This window comes from Paenarthrobacter sp. MSM-2-10-13 (assembly GCF_011605365.1).
Taxonomy (GTDB): Bacteria; Actinomycetota; Actinomycetes; order Actinomycetales; family Micrococcaceae; genus Arthrobacter.
Genome location: NZ_JAAOXO010000011.1, coordinates 50,858 through 76,438 on the forward strand (window position 1 = coordinate 50,858; position 25,581 = coordinate 76,438).

26 protein-coding genes are annotated in these 25,581 nt (G+C 62.7%); 17 read left to right on the forward strand and 9 right to left on the reverse strand.

Going from position 1 to position 25,581, the window contains the following annotated elements; translation table 11 throughout:
- Nucleotides 1-6 precede the first annotated feature (6 nt).
- Nucleotides 7-1,518 carry an APC family permease gene (locus HAV21_RS17990; protein WP_166842633.1) on the forward strand — a complete coding sequence of 504 codons (1,512 nt, stop codon included), beginning with the start codon at nucleotides 7-9 and terminating at the stop codon, nucleotides 1,516-1,518.
- On the opposite strand, the gene HAV21_RS17995 is transcribed toward HAV21_RS17990, so the two are convergent.
- Complete coding sequence (locus HAV21_RS17995; RefSeq protein ID WP_166842634.1) at nucleotides 1,490-2,068, reverse strand: hypothetical protein; 579 nt, start codon at nucleotides 2,066-2,068, stop codon at nucleotides 1,490-1,492. The two genes, HAV21_RS17990 and HAV21_RS17995, sit on opposite strands and share 29 nt — an antisense overlap.
- A 169-nt stretch (nucleotides 2,069-2,237) precedes the next feature.
- Between HAV21_RS17995 and HAV21_RS18000 the strand changes: the two genes are divergently transcribed.
- On the forward strand, nucleotides 2,238-2,621 hold the full coding sequence (locus tag HAV21_RS18000) for a VOC family protein (protein ID WP_166842635.1): 384 nt from the start codon (nucleotides 2,238-2,240) through the stop codon (nucleotides 2,619-2,621).
- Between the two features lie 54 nt (nucleotides 2,622-2,675).
- Here HAV21_RS18000 and HAV21_RS18005 read toward each other — a convergent pair whose 3' ends face one another.
- Nucleotides 2,676-3,125, reverse strand: coding sequence for a DUF5997 family protein (locus tag HAV21_RS18005; protein WP_142937264.1), 450 nt, complete (start codon nucleotides 3,123-3,125; stop codon nucleotides 2,676-2,678).
- 33 nt (nucleotides 3,126-3,158) lie between these two features.
- Between HAV21_RS18005 and HAV21_RS18010 the strand changes: the two genes are divergently transcribed.
- A complete protein-coding gene (locus tag HAV21_RS18010; RefSeq protein ID WP_166842636.1) occupies nucleotides 3,159-3,884 on the forward strand; it encodes a LysR family transcriptional regulator substrate-binding protein in 726 nt (241 codons plus the stop codon).
- Nucleotides 3,885-3,998: 114 nt separating this feature from the next.
- On the opposite strand, the gene HAV21_RS18015 is transcribed toward HAV21_RS18010, so the two are convergent.
- Nucleotides 3,999-4,697 carry a GntR family transcriptional regulator gene (locus HAV21_RS18015; RefSeq protein WP_142937262.1) on the reverse strand — a complete coding sequence of 233 codons (699 nt, stop codon included), beginning with the start codon at nucleotides 4,695-4,697 and terminating at the stop codon, nucleotides 3,999-4,001.
- A gap of 109 nt (nucleotides 4,698-4,806) precedes the next feature.
- Between HAV21_RS18015 and HAV21_RS18020 the strand changes: the two genes are divergently transcribed.
- From HAV21_RS18020 to HAV21_RS18035, 4 genes are read left to right on the forward strand one after another with little or no spacing between them, the layout of a single operon-like run.
- A complete protein-coding gene (locus HAV21_RS18020) occupies nucleotides 4,807-5,565 on the forward strand; it encodes a 5-oxoprolinase subunit PxpA (protein ID WP_166842637.1) in 759 nt (252 codons plus the stop codon).
- 46 nt (nucleotides 5,566-5,611) lie between these two features.
- Nucleotides 5,612-6,961 carry an MFS transporter gene (locus HAV21_RS18025; RefSeq protein WP_166842638.1) on the forward strand — a complete coding sequence of 450 codons (1,350 nt, stop codon included), beginning with the start codon at nucleotides 5,612-5,614 and terminating at the stop codon, nucleotides 6,959-6,961.
- A gap of 5 nt (nucleotides 6,962-6,966) precedes the next feature.
- The gene (locus HAV21_RS18030; RefSeq protein ID WP_166842639.1) at nucleotides 6,967-8,631 is read left to right on the forward strand and encodes a 5-oxoprolinase/urea amidolyase family protein; all 1,665 of its coding nucleotides are present in this window, start codon (nucleotides 6,967-6,969) and stop codon (nucleotides 8,629-8,631) included.
- 7 nt (nucleotides 8,632-8,638) lie between these two features.
- Nucleotides 8,639-10,399: a biotin carboxylase N-terminal domain-containing protein gene (locus HAV21_RS18035; RefSeq protein WP_166842640.1), complete on the forward strand. Its 1,761-nt coding sequence runs from the start codon at nucleotides 8,639-8,641 to the stop codon at nucleotides 10,397-10,399.
- A gap of 77 nt (nucleotides 10,400-10,476) precedes the next feature.
- On the opposite strand, the gene HAV21_RS18040 is transcribed toward HAV21_RS18035, so the two are convergent.
- On the reverse strand, nucleotides 10,477-11,724 hold the full coding sequence (locus HAV21_RS18040) for a D-arabinono-1,4-lactone oxidase (RefSeq protein ID WP_166842641.1): 1,248 nt from the start codon (nucleotides 11,722-11,724) through the stop codon (nucleotides 10,477-10,479).
- 127 nt (nucleotides 11,725-11,851) lie between these two features.
- Here HAV21_RS18040 and HAV21_RS18045 point away from each other — a divergent pair, with 127 nt between their 5' ends.
- Nucleotides 11,852-12,856 carry a LacI family DNA-binding transcriptional regulator gene (locus HAV21_RS18045; RefSeq protein WP_166842642.1) on the forward strand — a complete coding sequence of 335 codons (1,005 nt, stop codon included), beginning with the start codon at nucleotides 11,852-11,854 and terminating at the stop codon, nucleotides 12,854-12,856.
- Here the strand turns inward: HAV21_RS18045 and HAV21_RS18050 are convergent, their stop codons facing one another.
- The 3 genes from HAV21_RS18050 to HAV21_RS18060 form a co-directional block, all read right to left on the reverse strand.
- Complete coding sequence (locus tag HAV21_RS18050) at nucleotides 12,857-13,852, reverse strand: bile acid:sodium symporter family protein (RefSeq protein ID WP_166842643.1); 996 nt, start codon at nucleotides 13,850-13,852, stop codon at nucleotides 12,857-12,859. It abuts the gene before it with no gap.
- 64 nt (nucleotides 13,853-13,916) lie between these two features.
- A complete protein-coding gene (locus HAV21_RS18055; RefSeq protein WP_166842644.1) occupies nucleotides 13,917-15,413 on the reverse strand; it encodes a SulP family inorganic anion transporter in 1,497 nt (498 codons plus the stop codon).
- Nucleotides 15,414-15,433: 20 nt separating this feature from the next.
- On the reverse strand, nucleotides 15,434-16,540 hold the full coding sequence (locus HAV21_RS18060) for a RelA/SpoT domain-containing protein (RefSeq protein ID WP_142937253.1): 1,107 nt from the start codon (nucleotides 16,538-16,540) through the stop codon (nucleotides 15,434-15,436).
- 110 nt (nucleotides 16,541-16,650) lie between these two features.
- Here HAV21_RS18060 and HAV21_RS18065 point away from each other — a divergent pair, with 110 nt between their 5' ends.
- Both HAV21_RS18065 and HAV21_RS18070 read left to right on the forward strand, forming a co-directional pair.
- Entirely contained in the window at nucleotides 16,651-17,472 is an 822-nt protein-coding gene (locus HAV21_RS18065) for an alpha/beta hydrolase (RefSeq protein WP_166842645.1), read from the forward strand.
- 41 nt (nucleotides 17,473-17,513) lie between these two features.
- Complete coding sequence (locus HAV21_RS18070; protein WP_166842646.1) at nucleotides 17,514-18,449, forward strand: carbohydrate kinase; 936 nt, start codon at nucleotides 17,514-17,516, stop codon at nucleotides 18,447-18,449.
- A gap of 3 nt (nucleotides 18,450-18,452) precedes the next feature.
- Here HAV21_RS18070 and HAV21_RS18075 read toward each other — a convergent pair whose 3' ends face one another.
- Entirely contained in the window at nucleotides 18,453-19,514 is a 1,062-nt protein-coding gene (locus HAV21_RS18075; RefSeq protein ID WP_166842647.1) for a glutathione S-transferase family protein, read from the reverse strand.
- 128 nt (nucleotides 19,515-19,642) lie between these two features.
- On the opposite strand from HAV21_RS18075, the gene HAV21_RS18080 reads away from it, so the two are divergent.
- From HAV21_RS18080 to HAV21_RS18095, 4 genes are all read left to right on the forward strand, one after another.
- Nucleotides 19,643-19,984, forward strand: a complete 342-nt coding sequence (locus tag HAV21_RS18080) for a helix-turn-helix transcriptional regulator (RefSeq protein ID WP_166842648.1) — start codon at nucleotides 19,643-19,645, stop codon at nucleotides 19,982-19,984.
- The gene (locus HAV21_RS18085; RefSeq protein WP_166842649.1) at nucleotides 19,971-21,215 is read left to right on the forward strand and encodes a HipA domain-containing protein; all 1,245 of its coding nucleotides are present in this window, start codon (nucleotides 19,971-19,973) and stop codon (nucleotides 21,213-21,215) included. The genes HAV21_RS18080 and HAV21_RS18085 overlap by 14 nt, the downstream gene beginning before the upstream one ends.
- 41 nt (nucleotides 21,216-21,256) lie before the next feature.
- Nucleotides 21,257-22,066 (forward strand): HAD family hydrolase, encoded by an 810-nt coding sequence (locus HAV21_RS18090; protein WP_208097081.1) that lies wholly within the window; start codon nucleotides 21,257-21,259, stop codon nucleotides 22,064-22,066.
- 95 nt (nucleotides 22,067-22,161) lie between these two features.
- Nucleotides 22,162-22,371: an Lsr2 family protein gene (locus tag HAV21_RS18095; RefSeq protein WP_142937248.1), complete on the forward strand. Its 210-nt coding sequence runs from the start codon at nucleotides 22,162-22,164 to the stop codon at nucleotides 22,369-22,371.
- A 9-nt stretch (nucleotides 22,372-22,380) separates the two neighbouring features.
- On the opposite strand, the gene HAV21_RS18100 is transcribed toward HAV21_RS18095, so the two are convergent.
- Nucleotides 22,381-23,247 carry an SDR family oxidoreductase gene (locus HAV21_RS18100; protein ID WP_166842651.1) on the reverse strand — a complete coding sequence of 289 codons (867 nt, stop codon included), beginning with the start codon at nucleotides 23,245-23,247 and terminating at the stop codon, nucleotides 22,381-22,383.
- A 144-nt stretch (nucleotides 23,248-23,391) separates the two neighbouring features.
- Between HAV21_RS18100 and HAV21_RS18105 the strand changes: the two genes are divergently transcribed.
- From HAV21_RS18105 to HAV21_RS18115, 3 genes are read left to right on the forward strand one after another with little or no spacing between them, the layout of a single operon-like run.
- Nucleotides 23,392-23,661, forward strand: coding sequence for a hypothetical protein (locus HAV21_RS18105; protein ID WP_166842652.1), 270 nt, complete (start codon nucleotides 23,392-23,394; stop codon nucleotides 23,659-23,661).
- 13 nt (nucleotides 23,662-23,674) lie between these two features.
- The gene (locus HAV21_RS18110; protein ID WP_166842653.1) at nucleotides 23,675-24,472 is read left to right on the forward strand and encodes a glycerophosphodiester phosphodiesterase; all 798 of its coding nucleotides are present in this window, start codon (nucleotides 23,675-23,677) and stop codon (nucleotides 24,470-24,472) included.
- A gap of 52 nt (nucleotides 24,473-24,524) precedes the next feature.
- Entirely contained in the window at nucleotides 24,525-25,487 is a 963-nt protein-coding gene (locus HAV21_RS18115; protein WP_166842654.1) for a D-2-hydroxyacid dehydrogenase family protein, read from the forward strand.
- The last annotated feature ends 94 nt before the right edge of the window (nucleotides 25,488-25,581 follow it).

A 25,581-nucleotide genomic window follows, 5' to 3' on the forward strand; every position in this document is an offset into this window, starting at 1 on the left:
GAACCCATGTCAACTGCACCAAAGACGGTCCAGTCGAAGGAATCATCCCTGAGTGAAAAGGGACTGAAGGCCGGATCGGTGGGCTTGATCGGCGCCGTCGTGATCGGTGTTTCCTGCATCGCGCCCGCCTACACGCTCACCGCGGCCCTGGGCCCCACAGTGTCCGAGGTTGGCGTGCACCTGCCCGCCATCTTCCTGGTGGGCTTCATCCCCATGCTGCTGGTGGCGCTCGGCTACCGCGAACTGAACAACGCAATGCCCGACGCCGGCACCTCCTTCACGTGGGCGACGCGCGCCTTTGGTCCGTGGATCGGTTGGATGGGTGGCTGGGGGCTGATCGCGGCCACGATCATCGTGTTGTCCAACCTGGCTGCGGTGGCGGTGGACTTCTTCTACCTCATGCTCGGGCAGATCTTCAGTAATCCGGCATTGGGTGAGCTGAGCAAGATCCTGCCGCTGAACATCGCCACCACGCTGGTGTTCATCGCGTTGGCGTGCTGGATTTCCTACCGCGGCATGGAGACCACCAAGGGCGTGCAGTACGTGCTGGTGGCCTTCCAATTGCTGGTCCTGGGCTGGTTTGCGGTCTCGGCGTTCGCCCATGTGGCCAACGGCACGGCCTTTGACGCCACCGCCATTTCGCCCGACTGGTTCAACCCGTTCGCTGTGGATTCCTTCTCCTCGTTTGCTGCGGGCGTTTCGCTCTCGATCTTCATTTACTGGGGCTGGGACGTCACCCTCACCATGAACGAGGAAACCAAGAACCCTGAGAAAACACCCGGCCGCGCAGCCACCATCACCGTGCTGGTGATCGTGGTCATCTACATGACCGTTGCACTGGCTACCCTGTCCTTTGCAGGTGTTGGCGAGACCGGTTTGGGGGCCGGTAACCCGGAGAACCAGTCCAGTATCTTCGCCGTCCTTGCCGGCCCGGTGATGGGTCCGTTCGCGATCCTCATGTCTTTGGCGATCCTGAGCAGCTCCGCCGCGTCCTTGCAGTCGACGTTCGTGTCGCCCGCACGGACCATGCTGGCCATGGGCCACTACCGTGCCATCTCGCCTCGCTTTGGCAGCATTAGTCCCACTTTCAAGTCGCCCAGCTTCGCCACCATTGCAGCTGCCATCGCTGCCGCAGGCTTCTACGTGATCACACGCACGGTGTCCGAGAACGCGCTGTGGGACACCATCACTGCACTGGGCATGATGATCTGCTTCTACTACGGCATTACCGCGCTGGCCTGTGTCTGGTTCTTCCGGGCATCGGCGTTCAGCAGTGTCCGGGCGTTCTTCTTCAAGTTCCTGGCACCCTTGCTGGGCGGCGTGATCCTGCTGGTCATGTTCGTCAAAACAGCCATGGATTCCATGGATCCGGAGTACGGCTCGGGCTCCTCGGTGGGCGGTGTCGGACTGGTGTTCGTCCTGGGAATGGGCGTCATCCTGCTCGGCGTGGTGATCATGCTGGTGATGTACAAGGTGCGGCCTGAGTTCTTCAAGGGCAAGGTGTTGACCCGGGCGTAGCCAGTGATGAGGCTGGCACGCCCGCAGCTCGCTCGGCTGCTTCAAGGGCCCTCGCGAGGCGCTCGACGGCGGCCCGGTAATCCGTCCCAGCCGTCACCTTGCAGAACTCGGCCTCCCGCATGGCCCGCGTCAGCGCCGCCGTCTCCGCTGACCGCACATCGGTCATGGCGGGGAAATCGATGGTCCTGGCGGGATCAAGCTCGTAGCGGCTCCACTGTTCAAGGAGGTTCTCGTGGCGGGCGGCGTCATCGGCAAAACCGGTACGACGCCGGGGCTCGGCTGCGTGGAGGCGTTCGACTTTGCGGATGCTCGCCAGGGTGGCTGCCGCGGTGGCGATGCCGACGAACATCATGATCAGCCCGGCCGGTGGCCAATGCACAGCCGGGACAAGGATGGCGGGCGTAACGACCACGAGGCCGCCGAACACGTCCCAAAAGACGCCGTCCGGTTCCTGCCCACGCCCATAGGTGAGTTTCCTGTGCAGGACGTACGTGGTTGCTGCGGTTGCGAGAACCAGAGCTACACCCCACAGGAGCATCATGGCGGGCATCGGACCACCTCCAGGCGAATTCGCTGCTTTGCATTCAGTATGCGCCAGAGGCTGGATCCGCGCGACACCCTCCATCGGACAATTCACCACCGCAAACGCAGGTGAATTGTCCGGATCAGGGTGATTCCTGCCCGGGACTGTGTCGCACCCGGGGCGTAGCCTAGGCAGCATGAGATTGAAAATGTGCAGCATCCACGTCAAGGACCCCGCAGCAGCTCACGCTTTCTACACGGAGACACTGGGCTTCGAGACCCTGATGGCGATGCCTGAATACAACTTGTTCATCATCAAGGATCCGGGAGCGGACAACAGCACTTCGCCGGGGCTGCTTCTGGAGCCGAGCGATAACCCCATCGCCGCGAACTACATGAACGCACTCCATGAGTCCGGCCTGGCTGCTATCACCTTTGGTGTGCCCAACGTCCAGGCCGAGTATGAGCGTTTGCTTGCCGCCGGCGTGAAGTTTCAAGGTGAACCGTCTGAGGATCCCTCCGGCGTCAGCGCAGTCTTCGATGACGGGTGCGGCAACTTCATTCAGCTCCACCAGGACTAGTGCCTTAAATAACTGTGGCCGGGACCCGCTGGTCCCGGCCACAGTCAGTGAAAGCTACGCGTGATCGCGCTTGGAGGTCTTCGGAGCATCACGCTTTGCAGCGGCGTTGTCCCTGGCTTCCTTGGTGGCGGCCTTCTTGGCGGCTTCGTCCTTCACGCGCTGCGCCTCGGAGCGAACAGCTGCGTGTGTGGCGCGTTCGGTGACCAGCCACTGCGGGGGAGACTGCAGCAGCTCGGCGATTTCCGCCGTCGTGAGTGCTTCTTCTACTCCGCCGCGGGCCAGGCCGCTGATGGAGATGTTGAGCTTGTGCGCGACTACCGGGCGCGGGTGCGGGCCGTTGCGGCGCAGCTCGGCGAGCCACTCCGGCGGGTTGGCCTGGAGCTCGGCGAATTCGTCGCGTGTGATGGACGAATCCTGGAACTCCTGGGGTGTTGCGGGCAGGTAGATACCGAGTTTCTTGGCAACTGTTGCCGGCTTCATGGACTGGGAGTTCGAGGACGTCATGCTTCAAGGGTATCTGGCCGGTACTGTGAGTGTGTGCCAGACGCTGAAGAATCCGCCGAAACAACCGAACCCCTAGCCGGTCTCCGCTTCGCCTATGTTGCGGGTGTGACTCCTGGGAAATGGATCCGGCGGTGGGAAGAACGGATGCCCAACTTCCCGTTGCATTCGTTCATGTCCGACGACGCCGCTCAAGTTTCGGTGTTGCGTGACGGTTTGGCTGACCTCAGCTTTGTTCGGTTGCCCGTGGACCGCGAAGGTTTGAACGTCATCCCCCTGTATGAGGAGCAGCCCGTGGTGGTCGCTCCCAAGGGGCACGAGATCTCAGTGTTTGAGGAAGTCGCGCTGGAAGACCTCGTCGAGGAGAACTTCCTGGATGTTGACGAGATGGGCGGGCCGGACATGGCCCTCCAAGTGGTGGCATCCGGTGCTGGACTGGCGATCCTGCCTATGTCCGTGGCGAGGCATCTCAACGTTAAGGACACGGTGATGCGCCGCCTGACCGGGGCTCCCACCACGCAGATTGGCTTGGCCTGGCTGGTTGGAACGGACAGTCCCGTGATCGAGGAGTTCATAGGGATCGTGCGCGGCCGGACGGCGCAGAGCTCACGCCAGCCCTCGGCGCAGCAGGAGAAGCCCAAGAAGGTGCCTAAGCCGGATCGACGCGGCGGTGGCCCCAAAAAGCCCGCAGTCGCACAGCGCTATGCGCCGAACCCGGATAAGGGCCGTGGCAAGGGGTCCCGCAAGAAGGGCAAGCGGTAAGCGGTGACGCTCCTGCCCAGTTAGTGGGTAGATTTGCCGGACTTTGCGGCCAGATCGCTGGTATCTTGCTCTTTCGAGTGAGGTAACCGGGGAGGAACGCGGCCTAGTCCGGGCTTACCCGCCGTGGATAGCGCTTTGCTGCTGCTCTGATCGGTTGAGGTAGGCAAGGAGAAGATCCCCGGCCTCTTCCAGATCCCCGGACTCCAACGCTGAACAGATCTGCTCATTCTCCTTCAGCCAGTCGCTGTAGAAGTGGGCGTTCATGGTGGCTTTGTGGAAGTAGAGCCGCATCTCGGCAAGGATCTGCGCCATGATCGTGTTCAGCCGGTTGCTCTCGGCCAGGGCCACGATTGCACCGTGGAAGTGCTGGTTTGCGCTGCCCAGGCCTTCGTTGTCGTTGGCAGCTGCCGCCCGTTTCCCTTCCTCGACGGCGGCCCTGACGGCGGCGATCCGCTCCGGCGAACCACCCGCGCGGATTGAGCTGACCTCTATGGCGCGGCGGACCGTGTAGACGTCGTGGATGTCGCCTGCTTCAAGGGTGGCCACAAACACGCCCTTATTGGGCTGGCGGAGGAGCAGCCGCTCACCGGCCAGCTCGGCGAACGCTTCGCGGACGGTGTTCCGGGATACTCCCAGGTCCTCGGCAATAGTGGCTTCGGTGAGTTTGGCGCCCGGCACCAGGAATCCCTCGGCGAGCTGATACCGGAGTTCTTCGGCGACTCTCTCGGCAACAGACGGAACTCTCATCCGGACGCGTGCCCGCGCACTATCAAGGCCAACGTGTTCGTTTTTTTCCTGATCTACACCGGCCATGACACCAAAATTACACGATTGCCGGAAACTGGGATCGCTGGATTGTTGAACAATCCAGCAGATTGGTGCATCCTAGATGTAACGCACATCACGAGGCAGGGATCACATCATGGCAATCATCGATCTGAACAGCGACGTCGGAGAGTCTTTCGGGCGCTGGACACTCGGTGATGATGCGGCCATGTTCGAGTCGGTCTCCAGCGCCAACGTTGCCTGCGGATTCCATGCTGGCGACCCCAGCGTCATCCGCAGCACCTGCGAGAAGGCGGCCAAGGCCGGCGTCGTTATTGGCGCCCATGTAGGCTACCGCGACCTCGCGGGATTCGGCCGCCGCTTCATGGATATCGATCCCATGGAACTGGCCGATGACGTGCTTTATCAGATTGGTGCGCTGCAAGCGTTGGCTGCCACCACCGGGGCCAGTGTCCAGTACGTGAAGCCCCACGGTGGTCTCTACAACGCAATCGTGAAGCACACCGCCCAGGCACGGGCCGTCGTCCAGGCTGTGAGATCGGTTGACCCCAACCTTCCGATCCTTGGCCTTCCTGGTTCCGAGGTCCTGCGCCTCGCAGAGGAAGCCGGCCTCCGGGCTGTTTCCGAAGCGTTCGCGGATCGCGCCTACAACCCGGACGGAACATTGGTTTCGCGATCCCAGCCGGGCGCGGTTCTGCATGATCCCGCCGAAGTGGCCGAACACGTCCTTCGGATGGCTACTGAACAATCCGTCAGGACCGTTGACGGCTCCATCCTGAAAATCCGCGCAGAAAGCATCTGTGTGCATGGTGACTCACCGGGAGCCGTTGCAATGGCTACCGCTGTGAAGTCCGCTCTGGCCGACGCCGGCGTCACGGTCGGCTCGTTCCTCTAGCCCGCCCCGGGCTCCCGCACCATCCCTCATCCCCCCGGAGGACATCATGACCAGCACCAACAACGCAGCCAAGGCAGTGACAAGGAAGCCACCGCCTGGCGCTATCAAGGCATACGTCGCCAGTCTTACCGGAACGTCGCTTGAGTACTATGACTTCGCTATCTACTCGGTGGCCTCGGCCCTCGTATTCCCCAAGATCTTCTTCCCCGGCAACGACGAATTCGTGGCGTTGCTCCTTTCCTTCTCAGCCTTTGCAGTTGGCTACCTGGCCCGGCCGATTGGTGGCGTGATCTTCGGACGCCTGGGAGACAAGATTGGCCGTAAGTACGTTCTGGTCTTCACGCTTGTCCTGATCGGCGTGGCCACGGTCCTCATCGGTGCCCTGCCGGACTATTCGGTGATCGGTGTCGCGGCCCCCACCATTCTTGTGTTGCTGCGTTTGGCGCAGGGCATTGGCGTTGGCGGCGAGTGGGGCGGTGCAGTGCTGCTGTCCAGCGAATTCGGCGACCCCAACAAGCGCGGCTTCTGGTCTTCCGCGGCCCAGATCGGCCCGCCCGCCGGCAACCTCATGGCCAACGGTGTTCTGGCCATTCTCGCCGCTTCCCTTAGCGAAGAAGCATTCCTCTCCTGGGGCTGGCGCGTAGCCTTCCTGGCTTCCGCACTCTTGGTGGTCTTCGGCCTGATCATCCGGCTCAAGCTTGAAGAAACCCCCGTCTTCAAGGCTATCCAGGCCCACGGGGATCGCCCCAAGGCTCCCATCAAGGAAGTCTTCACCACACAACCCAAGGCTTTGGTGGCAGCAGCGCTTTCCCGTGTTTGCCCTGACATCCTTTACGCGCTGTTCACCGTGTTTGTGGCGGTTTATGCCACCAAGGAACTGGGCATGACCACCGGCAACGTCCTGTCCGCCATCCTCATTGGCTCCGCGTTCCAGCTCTTCCTGATTCCGCTGGCCGGGGCCCTGACGGACCGCTTCAACCGCCGCTGGGTCTACGGCATCGCAGCGGCGGCCACCGCAGCCTACATCCCGCTGTTCTTCCTGATGATCCAGGGCAAGTCCGTAGCCATGCTGACAGTCGGCACCGTGATCGGCCTGGCACTCCACGCGTTCATGTACGGCCCCCAAGCGGCCTTCATCACCGAGCAGTTCCCGGCCAGGCTCCGGTACGCCGGCAGCTCGCTGGCCTACACCCTGGCCGGCGTGATTGGTGGAGCCGTTGCTCCCATCATCTTCACCGCCCTCTACGGCGCAGCAGGTGGCGGATGGTACTTGATCGCCGTCTACATCCTCGTCGCTGCAGTAGTCACCATCGTCGGCATGCTCCTGGGCCGCGACCCCAAGCCGGAAGAAGATGTCCGACTGATGCAGGGGACCCAAGCTCAGCCGGCGGCGTAGCGAAAATGGAAACCGTAATGCAAACCACCACTGCTAAGAGGGTCCGCTCCGTCAGGCCCGTCGGCACCCGGGCGGTTCTGGCCGAGCTGGACGGGCTGCAGGATGTCCTTGCACTGCAGGACATGCTCTACAAGTCCCCGCTTCCCGGACAGGTGGACGTTCTCGCCGCCGCGGAAACGGTCATGGTGGTAGGAGAGTCCGCAGCGGCGACCCGAGCAATAGGGTTGCGGCTCATGGAGCTCGAACTCACCGCTCCGGAGGGAACCGACTCCGGGTTGGTGGTCATCGATACTGTTTACGACGGCGACGACCTCGCCGACGTCGCGGAGCTCACCGGGCTGAGCGTGGACGGCGTCGTAGCTGCGCACACAGGCCAGATCTGGACCGTAGCCTTCGCTGGGTTCGCTCCCGGTTTTGGCTACATGGTGGGCGAAAATGAGGTCCTCACGGTACCCCGACGCTCCTCCCCACGTACGGCGGTTCCAGCTGGATCCGTTGCCCTCGGTGGTCAGTATTCTGCCGTCTACCCGCGCCGTTCCCCGGGTGGCTGGCAGCTGATCGGCCGGACCGGCGCACGGATGTGGGATCTGGACCGGGCCCAGCCAGCCCTTGTCAGGCCCGGCGACCGGGTTCAGTACCGCGCAGTCCGCGAGGTTGTGACTGCTGGAGCTTCGGAGGCCCGCGAGCCCGAAAAGGAGCACCACACTGAGTCCGGTCTTCGGATTCTCAATCCAGGTGCACAGAGCCTGATCCAGGACCTCGGCCGCCGGGGTTTCGGTCCGCTGGGTGTCTCCGCCGCCGGGGCCCTGGACAGGGCATCCCTGCGGCGGGCTAACCGGCTGGTGGGGAACGCTGCTTCAGCTGCGGCCATCGAATCGGTCAATGGCGGGCTCACCGTCGAGGCCGTCGGTGACCAGGTGATTGCCGTGGCAGGTGCGCCGAGTACGCTGACCATCCAGTCGCCGTCGAGGGTTGAGTCCGAAGAGTCCGACGACGGCGATCGGCCGGGCGCGACGCGGACCGTTCCGATGGCCACACCTTTCGCGCTGCTCGACGGCGAAGTGCTCACCTTGGGTGCTCCCGAGTCAGGGTTCCGAAACTATGTGGGAATCCGAGGCGGAGTGGATGTGCCGGAGGTGCTGGGTAGTCGCTCAGCGGACACGATGTCAGGGATCGGACCGGGCCCTCTCATGGCTGGTCAGGAGCTTCCCGTCGGCGAGGACACAGTTTCCACCGCGGTGGGTGAGCCCGAATTGCAGCCCAAGTTTCCGGGCGCCGGCGTTGCGGTACTGGATGTGGTCCCCGGGCCGCGCGCGGACTGGTTCGAGCCGGAAGCCCTTGATTCGCTCTGCGACCAGGAATGGCTTGTCACGCCGCAGTCCAACCGTGTGGGCATGCGCCTGGACGGGACTCCGCTCAAGCGCACCCGTGAAGGTGAGCTTCCCAGCGAGGGCACCATGGCCGGAGCCCTTCAGATTCCGCCGGCCGGATTGCCCGTCCTGTTCCTGGCGGACCACCCCATCACCGGCGGATATCCCGTGATTGGTGTGGTGCGCGATGAACATCTTGATCTCGCCGCGCAAGTGCCCATCGGCGGAAGGATCCGCTTCCGGCTGGTTCCGGATTCCCCAAGCTTCACCACGACTTTTACGAAGACCCCAGAGAAGTGAGTATTTGATGCGCAAGGTCCTGATCGCGAACCGTGGCGAGATCGCCGTCCGCGTCGCCCGAGCCTGTGACGACGCCGGCATCCTGTCGGTAGCCGTCTACGCGGACATCGATGCCGATGCCATGCACGTAGGCGCCGCCGACGAAGCCTACAGCCTGGGCGGAAACTCGCCGGCTGACACGTACCTGAACATCGGGAAGCTGCTGGCGGTCGCGGAGGAGTCCGGTGCTGACGCCATCCACCCCGGGTACGGTTTCCTTTCCGAGAACGCGGAGTTTGCACAAGCAGTGCTCGACGCCGGGCTTGAATGGATCGGACCCTCACCGGACTCCATTCGTCAGTTGGGCAACAAGATCACTGCCCGCGAAATCGCAGTCCGCGCGGGTGCTCCCTTGGTTGCCGGAAGCGACGGTCCCGTCTCCTCTGCAGCTGAAGCGCGGGCTTTTGCGGAGGAACACGGACTCCCGCTCGCGATCAAGGCGGCTTTCGGTGGTGGTGGCCGCGGTCTGAAGGTGGTCCGGGAGCTCGCCGAAGTTGAGGAAGCGTTCGATTCCGCGGTCCGTGAAGCTGTAGTGGCTTTCGGGCGTGGTGAGTGCTTCGTGGAGCAGTATCTTGACCGGCCGCGGCACGTGGAAGCACAGATCATCGCGGATAAACTCGGCAATGTAGTGGTGGTGGGCACCCGCGATTGCTCGCTCCAACGACGCCACCAGAAGCTTGTGGAAGAGGCTCCCGCTCCGTTCTTGAGCGATGAACAGCGTCAACGAATCTACGACGGCTCCAAAGCCATAGTGCGGGAGGCCGGGTACTACGGTGCCGGGACTGTGGAATTCCTGGTCTCAGCCGACGGCGCCGTGGCCTTCCTCGAGGTCAACACGCGCCTGCAGGTGGAACACCCCATCACCGAGGAAACTGCCGGGATTGACCTTGTGCAGGAGCAATTCCGGATTGCCGCCGGATTGCCGTTGAGCATCACGGAGGATCCTGTGGCGCGGGGACACTCCTTCGAGTTCCGTATTAATGCCGAGGACGTGGGCCGTGGATTCTTGCCGTCCCCCGGCACCGTGGCTTCCTTCGAAGCGCCCACCGGTCCTGGCATCCGCTTGGACACCGGGGTGCGGTCTGGCTCCTTCGTGGCGCCGCAATTCGACTCCCTGTTGGCCAAGCTGATCGTCACCGGAGCTGACCGGCAGCAGGCACTGCGCCGTGCCCGGCGTGCCTTGGCCGAAATCAACATCACGGGCCTGGCCACCGTCCTGCCGTTCCACCGCGCGGTCCTGGAGTCCGAAGACTTCACGTCCGTTGCCGGAATGAGGGTTCACACCCGATGGATTGAGACCGACTTCGCAGACAAGATCCCGGTGGATCCCGAATACAGCGTGGTTCCTCCCGGAGGGGAGCGGCGAACCATCACCGTGGACGTGGATGGGAAGCGCCTCGCGGTTGGCCTTCCCGCGGATCTGCTGGATGGCTGGGCGCGTTCCGGGCAGGGCATTCCTGCCTTTACCGCGCCGACCGATACGCCGGGTTCGGTCACCCGTGGAGACTCTCCCGCGGAATCAGCCCTCGTCTCCAGCATGGCCGGAACAGTGGTCAAGTGGCTCGTTGAACCTGGTGCTGAAGTAGCCGCCGGGGATCCCTTGGTGGTCCTGGAGGCTATGAAAATGGAAACCCAGGTCCCTGCGCACCGTGCAGGTACGCTATCCGAAGTCCTGTCAGCTCCCGGTGGCGTGGTCACGGCTGGTGCAGTGCTGGCGCACATCTCGTAAACCCGCTTTTCCGTTGCCAACCCGCTTTTCCGTTCCTGCCCAGCGACGGAAAAGCGGGTTGGCAACGTGATTGGGGGCTAGGACGTAACGGCAACACCCAGCACGCTGTCCAACAAGCTGTTACGGAATTTGCCCGAAGGATCGTTGGCCTGAACCAAAGACCGGAAGTCCTCGAACCGCGGGTAGAGCGCGGCGAAGTCGTACTGGCCGGGCGTGAAGAGCTTGCCCCAGTGCGGGCGGGCTCCGAACGGACGCAGGGCTTCCTCAAGCTCGGGCAGCACTGCTTCCACGTCGGTCTGGAGCGGCTTCCACGTGAAGTGCAGCGCGACACTCTGCTGCTGGTAGAACGGGCTGAGCCAGAACTCGTCAGCTGCCACGGTGCGGATCTCGGAAACGAACAGGAGCGGTGCGAGCTTGTGGGCGAGTTCCCGGACAGCCTGCAGCGCGGCTGGTGCTTGATCCAGAGGCAGGAGGAACTCGCTTTGCAGTTCCTCGCCGTTGCTTGGCGTGAACTCGTGACGGAAGTGCGGCAACCGGTCCAGCCATTTTCCTGCAACGTCCAGCTGCTCTGTGCAGTTCTCAGCGGACATATCCGGCAACGGGTGCATGGCCGCCGTCGTCGGGGTTGCACCGAACAGGTCCGGCAGGGGAGCTTCGGTGTCCAGAGCCTTGAGCCAGACTTGGGGGATGGTATCGCCGGTGTAGTCAGTGAAGAAGCTGACGCTGTAGGCACTGGATGCGATGGTTTGGAAGTTCGCCAACGCACCCTCCCAGGACAGGTTGGTGAGCACGCGCTGCCGGACCTCGTAGCTAGGTCGGATCGCGAGTTCCAGCCCTGTGACAATGCCAAGTGCTCCCATTCCCACCACGCTGGCGAGGAATTCGTCGTCGTCCGCTGTAAGGGTCACCAGCTCGCCGGAGGCGCGCACCAGGTCAACGCTGACGACGGCGGCAGCCAGCGACGGATTGTTGACTCCGCTGCCGTGCGTGCCGGTTTGGATAGCGCCGGCAACCGAGATGTGCGGGAGGGAGGCGAGGTTGTGGATCGCGTAGCCCTGTTCCTCAAGGGCGCGGCCCAAGGCCCCGTAGCTGATGCCACCGCTGACCTTGACTGTGCTTTTCGCGGTGTCCACCAATACCTCCTGGGGGAGGGCGTCGAGCAGGATGTGGGTTCCGTCGGTGTCTGCAACGGTGTTGAAGGAGTGCCGGGAACCAAGGGCCTTGATGCGGGTCGCGTGAGCTACGAGCTCGCGCAGCTGATCCACGGTGGTTGGCCGCTGGACGTCCGCTGACGAGTACTCAAGATTTCCTGCCCAGTTCTTCATCGAATGATCTCTCGCTTGTATTTTTAGACTCTGTAATTGTTAACGTTCACAACTAATTGCGTCAAGAGGAGTCCAAGTCGGCACCGGATAGAGTTCAAGAAATCCGCTGTCTATCAGGAGTCGCAACGTGAGCAAGGGATCCAAGCCCACCATTCGGGATGTGGCCAGGGCGGCGGACGTCTCGCTGACCACAGTTTCCTATGTGCTTTCCGGTCGTCACGGTGGCACTACCCGGATCAGTCAGCCCACGCAGGACCGTGTTCTGGCTGCGGTGCAAGAGCTCGGGTATGTGCCCAATCAGGCCGCGCGAGGGATGCGCCGGGGCAAGACTGACGTAGTTGCCGTGGCCATCGGAAACCTCGAGTGGCCGTGGGACCGGGCACTCGCCACCGCCGCAGCAACGATCCTGCCCCAGCACGGCTACCAACCAGTGATCCTGCTGGGTGATGACTGGCGGAAGTTCATGATGTCCGGCGGTGCGGACGGCGTCATCATCGGCTATTTCCCGGAAGCAAAGTCGGAGGACGAAACAGTCACTGAATTGGCCCGCCGTGGCGTTGCCCAGGTGGTCATTTCAGGCACCATGAAACAGGCCGGTTTCGATGTCCTTGCTCCCGAACCCGATGCCGGGCTTGCAGAATGCATGGAATTCCTCACTGCATCACACCGCAGGATCGGCTGCATTCGGAGGGCGAACCCGGCCGGCCGGCCCAAGAGTCGCTTCGCCGCCTACGCAGCAGGACTGAAGAACGCGGGCATCCCACTTGATGAGTCCCTGGTCAGAACGTCGCAGCACCGGCCGGCCATCGCATATCAGTCCGCGCTTGAGCTGCTGCAGCTAGCGGACCGGCCTACCGCGATCCTTTGCACGGACGATATGGAGGCGCTGCAGACGATCCGTGCCGCCTACCGCCTCGGCCTTCGCGTTCCCGAGGACGTTCAGGTTGTCGGGGTCGGGAACTCTACCGAGGGCCAGGAGTACGATCCAGCCCTGACAACAGTGGGCCCGGACCCGATCTTTGAGCAGGTTGTCCGCATGCTGCTCGATCGCCTGGCGGGAGTTACACCGGCGGAGGGCATTCGGGTGGCCTCGTCGTGGAAGTTGCATCGGCGAGGTACCACGGAGGGCTAGCTAGTCCTTCAGTGGGCGGCGAGCCAGCCAAGCAGCCACGATCGCACCCGAGATGTTGTGCCACAGCGAGAACACGGCCGACGGGAGTGCAGCCAAGGCACCGAAATGTGCCGTGGCCAGCGTCGCAGCCAAGCCGGAGTTCTGCATGCCAACTTCGAATGCGAGGGCACGGCGGGCCTTATCATCCAGGCGGCCGAGCTTACCGGCAAGGTAGCCGAGGCCCAGGCCGAAACCGTTGTGGAGGACCACTGCCAGGAACACGATGCCACCCGCGGCAATGATCTTGCTGGCGCTTCCCGCCACAACAATGGCCACGATCAACGAAATCACGACGGCGGATGCCCACGGAAGTGCCGGAAGCACCTTTGCGACGAGCTTCGAGAGGAAAATCCGGGCCAGAAGGCCCGCGATGACCGGCAGCAGGACGGTCTTCACAATGTCCATCACCATGGCACCGGCATCGATGTGCAGGAAGGATCCCGCCAGGAAGAGTGTCAGTGCAGGGGTCACCAAAGGTGCAATGAGTGTGGAAACGGAAGCGACGGCCACAGAAAGGGCCACGTCCCCCTTGGCCAGGAAAGCCATGACATTGGAGGCGGTGCCGGAAGGAGCGCAGCCAACGAGGATCAGGCCAACGGCCAGTTCCGGTGGAAGCTGCAGGAGGACCGCAATGAGCCACCCGGCTCCGGGCATGATCACGTAGTGCGCCACGATTCCCAACGCCACAGCCCACGGACGCCGGGCCACCGAGGCGAAGTCTGGTGGGGTCAGCGTGAGGCCCATGCAGAACATGATGACGCCCAGCAGGTAGGGAACTGCGACGCCCATGGGCTTGAACAGATCGGGAATCAGGAAGCCGAGAACGCCGGCAACCACCACCAGAAGGGGGAAAACTGTGACGGCAATACGCGCAATCTTGGCTTCAGCGGCTAGTGCGGCGTTGACGGGCGCAGCGGTTTCTTCTGTTTTCGATGGGGATTTGGTTGCCTCAAGCATTCATCCATGCTCACACTCGGCGCCCAAACCGAGCGAGTTCGTTACATCCACGCAGGGGTATATGTCAGGGGTTGAGCTTACCGGCAAGTCGCTCGCGCATACGGACGCTGGCTTCGTTGAGCCCGATGAACTCTACGTCACGCCCGTGATTCCGATACTTCTCGGTCACCGAGTCCAGCACGGCCACTGTTGAGGCATCCCAGATGTGCGAGCCGTGCAGATCGATGATCACACGGTCTATGCCCTCTGAGGAATCTTTCGCATAGTCGAACTGCGTGTACAGATCATTGGAGGAAGCGAAGAACAGTTCGCCGTCCACCGTGTAGGTGGCAACAACTTCACCGTTGAGTTCCAGTTCCGTCCGCTCAACAGTTGCGAAGTGGGCCACCCGCCGCGCAAAGAGCACCATGGCGGTCAAAACGCCGACGCCGACACCCACCGCGAGGTTGTGCGTCGCCACCACGGCGGCAACGGTAATGAGCATGACGGCGGTCTCGGACTTGGGTAGGCGCTTGAGCGTAGCAGGCCGGATGGAATGCCAGTCGAAGGTGATCAATGAAACGAAGATCATCACGGCCACCAACGCCGCCATGGGGATCATGCCCACAACATCGCCCAGGACCACCACCAATACCAACAGGAAAACGCCGGCCAGGAACGTCGAGAGCCGGCTTCGAGCCCCTGAGCCCTTGACGTTGATCATGGTCTGACCGATCACCGCGCAGCCACCCAGGCCGCCAAGGAAACCGGTGACGATGTTGGCCGTACCCTGACCCCACGAGACCCTCGTCTTGTTGGAACGGGTGTCCGTGATGTCGTCCACCAGCTTGGCAGTCATCAACGATTCCAGAAGGCCCACCAACGCCATGGACAAGGCGAAGGGTGCAATGATCTGGAACGTCTCCAGGTTCAACGGAACGTTGGGCAGGAAGAACCCGGGCAGGCTGTCCGGGAGTTCGCCTTTATCGCTGACCGTGGGAACATCGATGCCACCCACCACTGTCACCAACGTAATGAGAACAATGGCCACCAGTGGCGCGGGGATAGCCGAGGTCAAGCGGGGCAGCCCGAACACAATCACCAAGCCCACAACCACAATGGGGTAGACGATCCACGGCACGTTGAAGAGCTCGGGCATCTGGGACATGAACACCAGGATCGCCAGCGCGTTCACGAAGCCGATCATCACGGACCGCGGGATGAAGCGCATCAGCTTGGTGACGCCCAGAACGGCAAGGATGATCTGGAAGACGCCCGCCAGGATGATGGTGGCAATGAGGTAGTCGAGCCCGTGTTCCTTCATGACCGGCGCGATCACCAGGGCCACAGCACCAGTGGCAGCAGAGATCATGGCAGGACGCCCGCCCACAATCGCGGTGACCACGCCCATGGTGAAGGAAGCGAACAGCCCGATCCGGGGATCAACGCCGGCAATCACCGAGAACGCGATTGCCTCGGGGATCAGCGCCAGGGCCACCACGAGCCCCGCGAGGGACTCCGTCAGCAGGCGACGGGGCGAACGGAAAGTCGCCCGCAGTGACATGAGTTGCTCGGGAGTCATGGGTCCTTACAGTGCGGGCTTTACAAAGCAGTCTGGCGGTAACGCTCAATCTGCTTAAGACGCCGCAGGAGGCTGTCGCGCCGCGGGTGCGGGACGACGTCGGGCGCCTCAGCGGTGAGATCAATGTGTTCGGTTCCGTACTGCCACAGCAGGAGGTCATCCAGGAGGCGGTCCGGGCCGGGGGAGTAGCGGTGGTCCAGGGCCTTCCGGACCTCGGTGATCCGGTTGGCGCTGAGCAGCCCGGCAAGCTCCACGGTCTTGGTGAGTCCGTGGGCGGCGAGCAGCTCGGCAGCCCATCCCCAGTCGTCATCAACTTTACGGTCAACGTGCGGCAAGAGTGTACGCCAGACGTCACGAACCCGGTTGGGTGTCAGTGGCGCGCCCCCCTCACCCTCAAGATCCCAGTAGCCGCGGACTTCCTCATAACGCTCGTGAAGATCGGCGAAGGCGCTTTCCACGGTTTCCAACATGGCCGCGGTGGCCGTGAACTGGCGGTCGAAATGTGGTGTCCAAGCGCGCGGATCTTCGGCTTTGAAACGAATGTCGTGCTCGATCTCGCTCCAAGCGTGTGCGAACACCGTGCGGATCTGGCATTCGAAGAAGTAGCTGCCGTTGGCGGGCATGTCCGGGTTGAAGACGTGCTGGTACTCCTTCACGGCCTCGTTCTGGATGGTCCGCAGGATGAGGTGCCGGCTGGAGTAGCCGTACGTTCCGGACTCGATGGAGCCGATGTCCTTCTCACGGTCGCCGCGGCAATCAAAGAGTTGGCGCTGCCGCTTGATGATATTGGCTACGGCGGCGTTCTCCGCCGGCAGTTTGGTGATGACGCGGATGCCCACCATGTCATTCAACGTGCGGAACGGGTCCGGGAACTTCAGCAAGCGCGGCCCGCCGGGCTCCAAAGGTTCATCCGTTCGGGAAATCTTTTCGCGGAACGACTCAACGGTTTTGGTCCGCCCCGTGACGAACAAAGGGGTGACCTCGGCGTCGTTCAGCATGTCCCTCAAAGTGAGCAGCACATCCCGTGTGACCCGCTTCAATGCAGGGCGAACACGCTCATAGAGCGCCACATTCGCATCCACTGCGTCGCGCTGGGCCTGATCCAGGCTGTCCCAATTGCTTGCCATGCCCCCAGCTTACGGGGCGGGTCCGACACTGAACCGAGCCACCCGCCGTCGGGGTGCCTCTAGCCCAACAACCGAATCGTCAGGATAGGCTCAGTACAAAGGAGGGCGCAATGTTGCGGCACAAGTACAGCTACGGCGAACACCCCAGCCAATGGGGCGAACTCTTCATACCAGAACCGTCCAACGGAAACCATCGCGGCGCGGCTACAGTCGCCGGCGGAATCGCCGTTGTGATCCATGGCGGCTATTGGCGCTCACAGTACGGCGCTGAGCTTGGTGAACCCCTTGCTCGCGACCTCGCAGCGCATGGCATCACCGCCTGGAACCTTGAGTACCGGCGGGCCGGCAACGGCGGTGGTTGGCCTCATACCTTCGAGGACATCCTCGCCGGAATCGACCATCTGTCCCATATCGCCGGCGACCATGACCTGAAACTCGGCAAAGTAGTGGCGCTGGGCCATTCGGCTGGTGGCCACTTGGCCGTCTGGGCTGCCGGTCGGCAGAAGCTGTCCTCCATTGGAACGCCCGACGCCGACCGCCAACTTCAGCGCGGACCGGAGGACAACGCTGTGCATCTGACCGGTGTGGTCAGCCAGTCGGGCCTCCTGAACCTTGCTGCGGCAGAGAAGCTGAACCTCAGCAACGGCGCCGTCTGCAACCTCATGGGCGGCGATTCTGCTAGATACCCCAAACGGCATAAATACGCTGATCCCATGAGTTCGCTGCCCATCAACGTCCCCGTCTATGCCGTTCATGCCACGGATGACGAGGACGTTCCTGCGAGTCAGTCCGAAGCGTACGTGGCTGCGGCCACGGCGGCCGGAAGTGCGGCCCAGTTGCTGCGCGTCCCTGGCGACCATTTTGACCTCATCGACCCCAAGGCCGTGGCCTATAAGAAATGCCGCGAACTGGTGCAGCGGTTGCTCTCGTAATTAGTGGGCCGTAGGGGGCCGCCTCTGGCAGAGTGGTCTCCATGCTGACAGTCATTGGTGAAGCTTTGGTGGACGTCGTTCAACGCTCCTCGGGAATCGAGGCCCATGTGGGTGGGAGCCCGCTGAACGTTGCGGTTGGTCTGGCGCGGCTGGATCACCCGGTGCAATTCATTGGGCGCTACGGCCGCGACGCGTACGGCGACTCTATTGCTGCCCACCTGCGTTCGAGTTCAGTGATGGTGCCGCTTCCGCCGGATGAGAAGCCAACCAGCGTTGCCACCGCGCAGATCGACGACGACGGCGCCGCCACCTACGTTTTCGACCTCGCCTGGGAACTCCCCGGACTCGCCGGGCGGTTGCCGCTGATGCTGCAGGGCGCCACTTTGCTGCACACAGGTTCCATAGCCACCGCGTTGGAGCCAGGCGCAGCCGAGGTGCTTGCCGCCGTCGAGCACGCCCACCCGAGTAGCACCATCAGCTTCGATCCCAACTGCCGGCCCAGCATCATCACGGATGTTGAGTATGCACGAACCCAAGCCGAGCGCTTTGTGGTGCTGTCCGACGTCGTGAAGGCCTCGGACGAGGACCTCGAATGGCTGTATCCCGGCGTTGATCCTGTGGAATCCGCGCGCCGCTGGCTGTCCTTGGGCGGTGAAGAAGGACCGGCTTTGGTGGTGGTGACGCGGGGTTCACGTGGTCCGTGGGGCATCACTCGTGCGGGAGAAGCCCAGATTCCCGCGCCATCGGTGACTGTGGTGGACACCGTGGGCGCAGGGGATTCGTTCATGGCTGGGCTCTTGTCCGCCATTGTGGATCATGGGCTGGACGGCGCGCAGAACCGGGCCGAGCTCCGGGCGATGCCGGTGGAAACACTGACCGCCATCATGGATCACGCCACCCGTGCGGCCGCCGTTACGGTGTCGCGGGCGGGCGCGAACCCGCCCACACGGGCCGAGCTCAACCACGGAGTGGCCTAGGTCCTAGCCGGCCCCGTGCCCTTCAGCCACTTCTTCGCCAGCCTTCACGGGTCCCGGAGGAGTGCCCTTACCGAAGGGACTTCCGCCAAGGGACTCCCGTCCATGCGCGGTGAGCCAGCCGGATAGGTCAGGGCCGGCGGGGACGATCTTGGTGGGGTTAATGTCCTCGTGGACCATGTAGTAGTGCTGTTTGATCTGCACGAAGTCGATGGTGTCCCCGAACCCGGTTGTCTGGAACAGGTCCCGGGCATATCCCCACAGGGCCGGCATTTCGCTGAGTTTGTTGCGGTTGCATTTGAAGTGCCCGTGATAGACCGCGTCGAACCGGGCCAGGGTGGTGAAGAGCCGGACGTCTGCCTCGGTGATCGAGTCACCCACGAGGTAACGCTGACCGCTGAGCCGCTCTTCCAGCCAGTCCAAGGCAGTCCACAGCCTGTCATAGGCGGCATCGTAGGCTTCCTGGGATCCGGCGAAGCCGCACCGGTAAACGCCGTTGTTGACCTCGGTGAAGACGCGCTTGTTGACCTGGTCAATTTCCTCGCGCAGGTGCTCCGGGTACAGATCCGGCGCACCCGGGCGGTGGAATTGCGTCCACTCACTGGAAAAGTCCAGCGTGATTTGGGGGAAGTTATTGGTGACCACGGCGCCGGTGGGAATGTCCACTATGGCCGGAACCGTGATGCCGCGGGGGTAGTCGGGGAAGCGGCGGAAGAACGCTTCCTGCAAGCGCTCGATGCCGAGGACCGGATCCTTGCCGTCCGGGTCCAGATCGAAGGTCCAGGATCTGGCGTCGTGTGTGGGGCCGGGCTGGCCGAGGCTGATCACATCCTCCAAGCCAAGGAGCCGGCGCACAATCACCGTCCGGTTGGCCCAGGGGCAGGCCCGCGCCGCTATCAGCCGATACCGGCCCGGCTCAACGGGCCAGCCAGGCTCACCGTTGGGTCCGGCGGCACCGTCACGGGTGATCCTGTCCTCAATGTAATTGGTGTCCCGGGTGAACTCGCCACCAGTGACGTAAGCTCCGCGGGTGCTGTGTTCTTCGACTTCGCTGGTCTTCTCACTCATTGACCCAGCCTATGCTCTTCGTTCTGGGAATGTGCGTGACAGTGGGATTGCCGAGGATCCAAATATCCTTTGCTGCTATGATAAAACATGTCTAAGGGTTACTTGGGCCTATTTTAAGAAGGTTATAGGTGGCGAAACGGTCGGTGCCATTGCGCCCGCACATCCAGGATGCGCTTACTGTGTGGGGGCAGCTCATCAGGCGAGGGCGGCTTGAACGAAAGTGGACCGCCAAGGAGCTGGCTGCGCGCGCGAATGTCTCGGAGCAGACGGTGCTCGCAGCTGAGGCCGGCAGTCGCGGTGCGGCGGTTGGAACCATGATGGACCTCTCGGACCTCGTCGGGATTCCCATCTTCGGCATTGAGGACCGAGCCGAACTCGCGATTCGTCGTCATCGTGGCGAGGAGATGCTCGCTCTTCTCCCAAGCCGCGTGCGTCGACCTAAGAGCGGCAGTGTAGATGACAACTTCTGACGAACTCTACGTCTGGACATGGCTTCCGGGTGGGACCGAGCCCGTGGTAGCCGGGAGAGTAGAGCAAGCCGGGCCACTGGTCACCTTCATCTACGGGCTGGGCTATAGGTCCCGACCGGACGCTATCAGCCTGTTCGCACCGGAACTTCCCCTGCGACCCGGCGTCCAGGAGCCTGCAGACGGACTGAGCATCGCTGGCGTCCTGAGGGATGGGAGTCCCGACAGGTGGGGTCGCGGTGTCATCGAGAGAAGGCGGAACGTTGCACCGAACTCCCTGAGCGAAATCGAGTACATGCTAACTTCCAGCTCGAATCGCTTTGGGGCGTTGGACTTCCAAGTTGATCGTGAGAGCTACGTGCCTCGGGATGAGTCTGCGACCCTCGAGGAGTTGCATCGGGCGGCCATCATCCTCGATGAAGGCGGAGAGCTTTCGCCGAGTCTGGATGCGGCCATGATGCATGGCACCAGCCTTGGAGGCGCGCGCCCGAAGGCGACGCTCACCAACGAAGACGGGAGCGAGTGGCTCGCGAAGTTCTCGTCTTCTGACGACCGCGTCTTCTCCGCGGTGAACGCCGAAGGTGCCATGCTCGAACTTGCGCGGCGGGCCGGCATGAATGTGCCCGAAAGCAAAGTTGTCTCCTCCCTCGGCAAGGAAGTCCTCCTTGTTAGGAGGTTCGACCGTGATGGGGTCGGCGGACGGCGACACGCAGTGTCTGGACTGACCATGGCTCAGACCGATGAGATGTATGCACGGTACGTGTCATACCCCCAGATCCTTGATGTGCTCCGCGAGTACGCAGTGGATGCCATACAGCCGGGGCCGGAGCTGTTCCGACGCATCGCGATGAACATCGCCATCAGCAATAACGACGACCATGCCCGAAACCACGCAGCGTTCTGGGATGGAAAGCACTTGGAACTAACGCCAGCCTACGATCTGGCTCCAGGGCAAAGGTCCGGCGACACATTTGAGCAGGCGATGCGTTACGGGCGTGGTGACCGCGGCGCGAAGGTTTCCAACTTCGCTGCTTTGGTGGGCGAGTCCGAGACATACGGGCTGAACGCGGCACAAGGGCGGGACATCATTGACAACCTTGTGTCGAGCATCCGCGACAACTGGGACGCAGCTGCCGAGGTAGCGCGTCTGAGCAGGGCAGACAAGCACCAGCTTTACGAAACGCAGGTGCTTCCGAGAGCTGCGTTCTTTGAATATGAATCAGAGCAGTTGTAGCCGGGCGCCGATGCCCGTTCGAGCCCACGTAGACTGGCATGATGCGGCTCGTAGCAAGCGATATTGACGGCACAATCCTCGGTCACGACGGCAAAATCAGTGACCGGACCATCAAGGCATTTCAGGCGTGCCGCGACGCAGGGGTGGAGCTCGTCTTTGTCACGGGTCGTCCGCCGCGCTGGTTGTACCCGCTTCAGGAGCAGCTGGGTCACAGTGGGATCGTGATTTGTTCCAACGGTGCGGTGGTGTGGGATCTCGAATCCGAGCAGGCTCTCTCTTCATGCGCCCTTGATGCCAACGCCGTTTTTGAAGCCCGCCGCATCATCAAGGACATCCGGCCTGACGCGCTGTTCGCTGTTGAGACCCTCACGGGTTTCCAGCTGGAGCCGGGCTTCATTGAGAACGAAACCAGCGAGTTGCTTGCGGAGTTCACCCCCAAACCGCTGGCCGAGACGCTCACGGCGGAGGACGCCGTCGTGAAGTTCCTGGCGATCACCCGCAAGGGGACGCCGGATGAGTTCCTCGCCGAAGTGCAGCCGGCCGTCGCGCACTTGGTGAGCACGACGCACTCAGCGCCTCGGACCGCGATGCTGGAGATGTCTGTTCCCGGCATCAACAAGGCCGTCACACTCGCCCAGTACGCCGAGTCGCTGGGGATCGAAGCCGCTGATGTGGTGGCGTTCGGGGACATGCCCAACGACATTGAGATGCTTCGCTGGGCCGGTCACGGTTATGCGATGGCCAGCGGACACCCGGAAGCCATCCTCGCCGCCGGGCAGCAGGCGCCGCACTTCGACGACGACGGCGTAGCCCAGGTTCTCGAGGCAAAGCTCACAGAGCAGCGGGTCTAGTCAGGCTGCACCGGTGACCCTTAGGGCTGAGCGAGCCATGGGACATGCGAACCAGCGACGGCATGCCGCACGCCACTAAGACGTAGGGTTCCAGCGTGGCTACGCGAAGAATCGTTACTCTGCATGATGACCTGGACGGCACGTACGCGGAGGAGACAGTGTCCTTTTCCGTTGACGGCACTGCCTATGAAATTGACCTCAACGGTCCCCACGCCAAGGAACTCAGGGAGGTTCTGCGGCCCTTTGTTGCCGCTGCCCGGACAATAAAGCCGACCAGAAGGGCGCGGCGTCGCTTGACCAGCTAACCTCACGAATTACGGGTGCCGCACACCCTCACCGGCGAGCAAAGCGCGGTAGCCCTCTTTGTAGGTGGGGAAGGTGAAGTCGAAGCCCGTCGCCCGCAGGCGGGCATTTGAACAGCGCTTGTCGCCGGGGCCGGCGTCGGACGCGCTGTCAGGTGCCGCCGTCGTGGGTTCCGGGCACCCCATCTCTGAGGCGAGGAAGCGCATGACGTCGCCCATTTCCGCCGCGTGATCATCAACGCCTACGTAGACGGAGTCCGGAGAGGCTTCCATGGTTGTGAGGTGGACGATCATGGCCGCGGCGTCGTCCCGGTGGACGCGGTTGGTGTGCCGGGGTTGGGCGGGGATGACAGCTTTGCCGTTGCGGACCTGGTCGATCAGCCGGGTGCGTCCAGGGCCGTAAATTCCACCCAGGCGTAGGGAGATGGGCTGGGTGGCCGTGCCGCGCGTCCGGGAAAACAACAGATCCTCAGCCTCCACCAGAACTTTCCCGCTGAACCGCGTGGGCTCCGTGGGCGTGGACTCGTCCACAACAGCTCCACCGGAATCCTTATACACAGCGGTGGAGGAGACGAACAGGATCCGCTGTGGCTGGATGGACTGCCGTTCCAGCGCGTCCAGCACGTTCTTCACGCCGTTCAGGTACGCCGCCCGGTAGGCCTCTTCGGTGGAAGTGTCGGCGGCGATGGCCACCACCACAATGTCCACGTCCTCGGGCAGTTCCGGCACGGCAACCGAGAGGTCCGCAAAGACACCGCGGATCTCTCCGGGCAGCTTTTGGGGGGAACGGCGCAAGCCCACTACTTCATGGCCTGCAGCCGCCATACGCAGGCCAACTTCAGTTCCCAGGTCGCCGCAGCCGGCAATCAACACAGTCATGCCCCTAGTTTGTCAGTCCTGCAGTGTCACCTTGTTCCCAGCTTCCATACAACCTGCGTTCAACTTGCCTCTGTAGGCTTCCAGCCAAGACCCGTTCGCATCGTGTCTACCAGTCCTATTTTCAGGGTATTTGAAGGGGGAACCATGGCTAAGCGTCGGATCAACAATGTCAACACCGCGCCTTTGCGGCGCATCGAACCGGATCATCATTGGCGTTCGCTTCGTCAGGGCGACCGCGTCAATGTCACGCTGACTCCTGGTTTCGAGTCCGCAGGTGTTGTGGACGCCGTCACCGGCGATGCCACCGCGGTGTGGGTGGAGCTCGACGACGGTCGCGGCCGGACGCTGGTGCACGTCAGCGACGGCGTGGCGATCGTTCCGCAAACGACGGCGACCCTCCCGCAGGAGAGCTAAGCGCACCTTAGCGATGGGCTACGCTACGGGAGTGACGCTGCCCTATTTCCTCCGCAAGGACGGTTCAGTGGGCCCTTTGGCCTTCGCCCACCGGGGGTTCTCCTTGGATGGCTTGGAGAATTCCATGGCCGCTTTCCACGCTGCAGTGAAACTCGGAACTGTTCATCTGGAAACGGATGTCCACACGACGTCCGACGGCGTACTGCTGGTGTTCCATGACTCCTCTTTGGACCGCGTGACCGATTCCGGGGGCAAGGTTTCGGAGTTGACCGCTGCTGCGGTGGCTGCGGCGCGTATTGGCGGGGTGGAGCCGGTGCCAACTTTTGATGAGCTGGTCACGTCATTGCCCCAGGCCCGGCTGAACCTGGACGTCAAGGACTGGAACTCCGTGGGTCCTTTGGCCGCTGCGATCGAGAAGCATGGCGTCCATGACCGGGTTTTGGTCACCAGCTTCTTGGACAGGCGGCGCCGCGCAGTTCTTGCCAGGCTTTCACGGCGAGTTGCCTCTTCTGCGGGCAGCTCCCTCACCGCGATCTTCGTACTTCTTGGGCCCGTGCTTCCGGTTCCTTTGGCACGCAAGCTGCTCTCCGGCGTCGACGTTTTCCAGGTTCCTGTTCGCTACGGCCGGTTGCCCGTGGTGACGCCCGGATTCGTACGGCGCGCGCACCGTCTGGGTAGGCAGGTTCATGTGTGGACCGTCAACGATCCGGCGGAGATGGAGCGCTTGTTGGACCTCGGCGTGGACGGTATTGTGTCCGACCGGCTGGATCTCCTGAAGGAAGTCCTGGTGCGCCGGGGCCAATGGGTCTAAAACTCGGCGCAGGGGGTTGAGTACCATCGGCCGCCGCGCAAGGATATGGAGTGTGACCCGATTCCGTTTAGCCATCCTGGATGATTACCAGCAGGTCTCCGGCGATTACGCCCCGTGGGATTCACTGCTCGACGACGGCGTGAAAGTGAGCGTCTTCAGCGCGCCTTTCGTATCGCAAGAGCAAGCAGTGGCCGCTTTGGCACCATTCGACATCATTGTGGCGATGCGCGAACGCACCCGTTTCCCACAGGACGTCCTTGAGGCGCTGCCGAACCTGAAGTTGCTGGTGACCACCGGCATGGCGAATGCAGCGATCGATCTTGAGGCCGCGGCCGAACGCGGGATCGTGGTGTGCGGAACGGCGGGCTCTCCGGCTGCGGCGCCGGAACTGACATGGGCCTTGTTGATGGCCTTTGCCCGGAATCTGACGGTGGAGGAGAACTCGCTGCGGGCCGGTACCTGGCAGACCGGCGTGGGGTTCGAACTCGAAGGCAAGACGCTGGGAATTGTTGGCCTGGGCAAGATCGGCAAACGTATGGCCGGCTATGCGAAGGCATTCGGTATGGACGTCCTCGCCTGGAGCCAAAACCTTACAGCTGAGGTCGCCGCTGATGCGGGCGCCCGGAAGGTCAGCAAGGAGGAGTTGTTCCGTGAGTCCGACGTCGTGACGCTGCACCTTCGCTTGTCTGAGCGGACGGAGGGCATTGTGGGTTCGAAGGAGTTGCGTCTACTGGGCCCCGAGGGCGTGCTGGTCAACACCGCACGTGGCCCCCTGGTGGACGAAGCGGCGCTCATCCAGGCCCTTGAAGAGGGGTGGATCCGCGGCGCTGCGCTGGATGTGTTCGACGAGGAACCTCTTCCCTCCGGGCACGCGCTGCTGCATTCCTCGAGGACAGCGCTTTCGCCGCATGTCGGCTACGTGACGCACGAGAGCTACCGGCAGTTCTATGGCGGGGCTTTCGAAGATGTTAAGGGGTGGCTTGATGGGGCTCCCGTGCGGGTGATCAACGGATAGTTCTGTGGGGCTGCGGCGTAGGCTCCGCACCCTTTCGCGCGGATCGCACCAGAGGTTACGGGGGCATTTGGCGGCAACGGGTGCGACGCCCGAA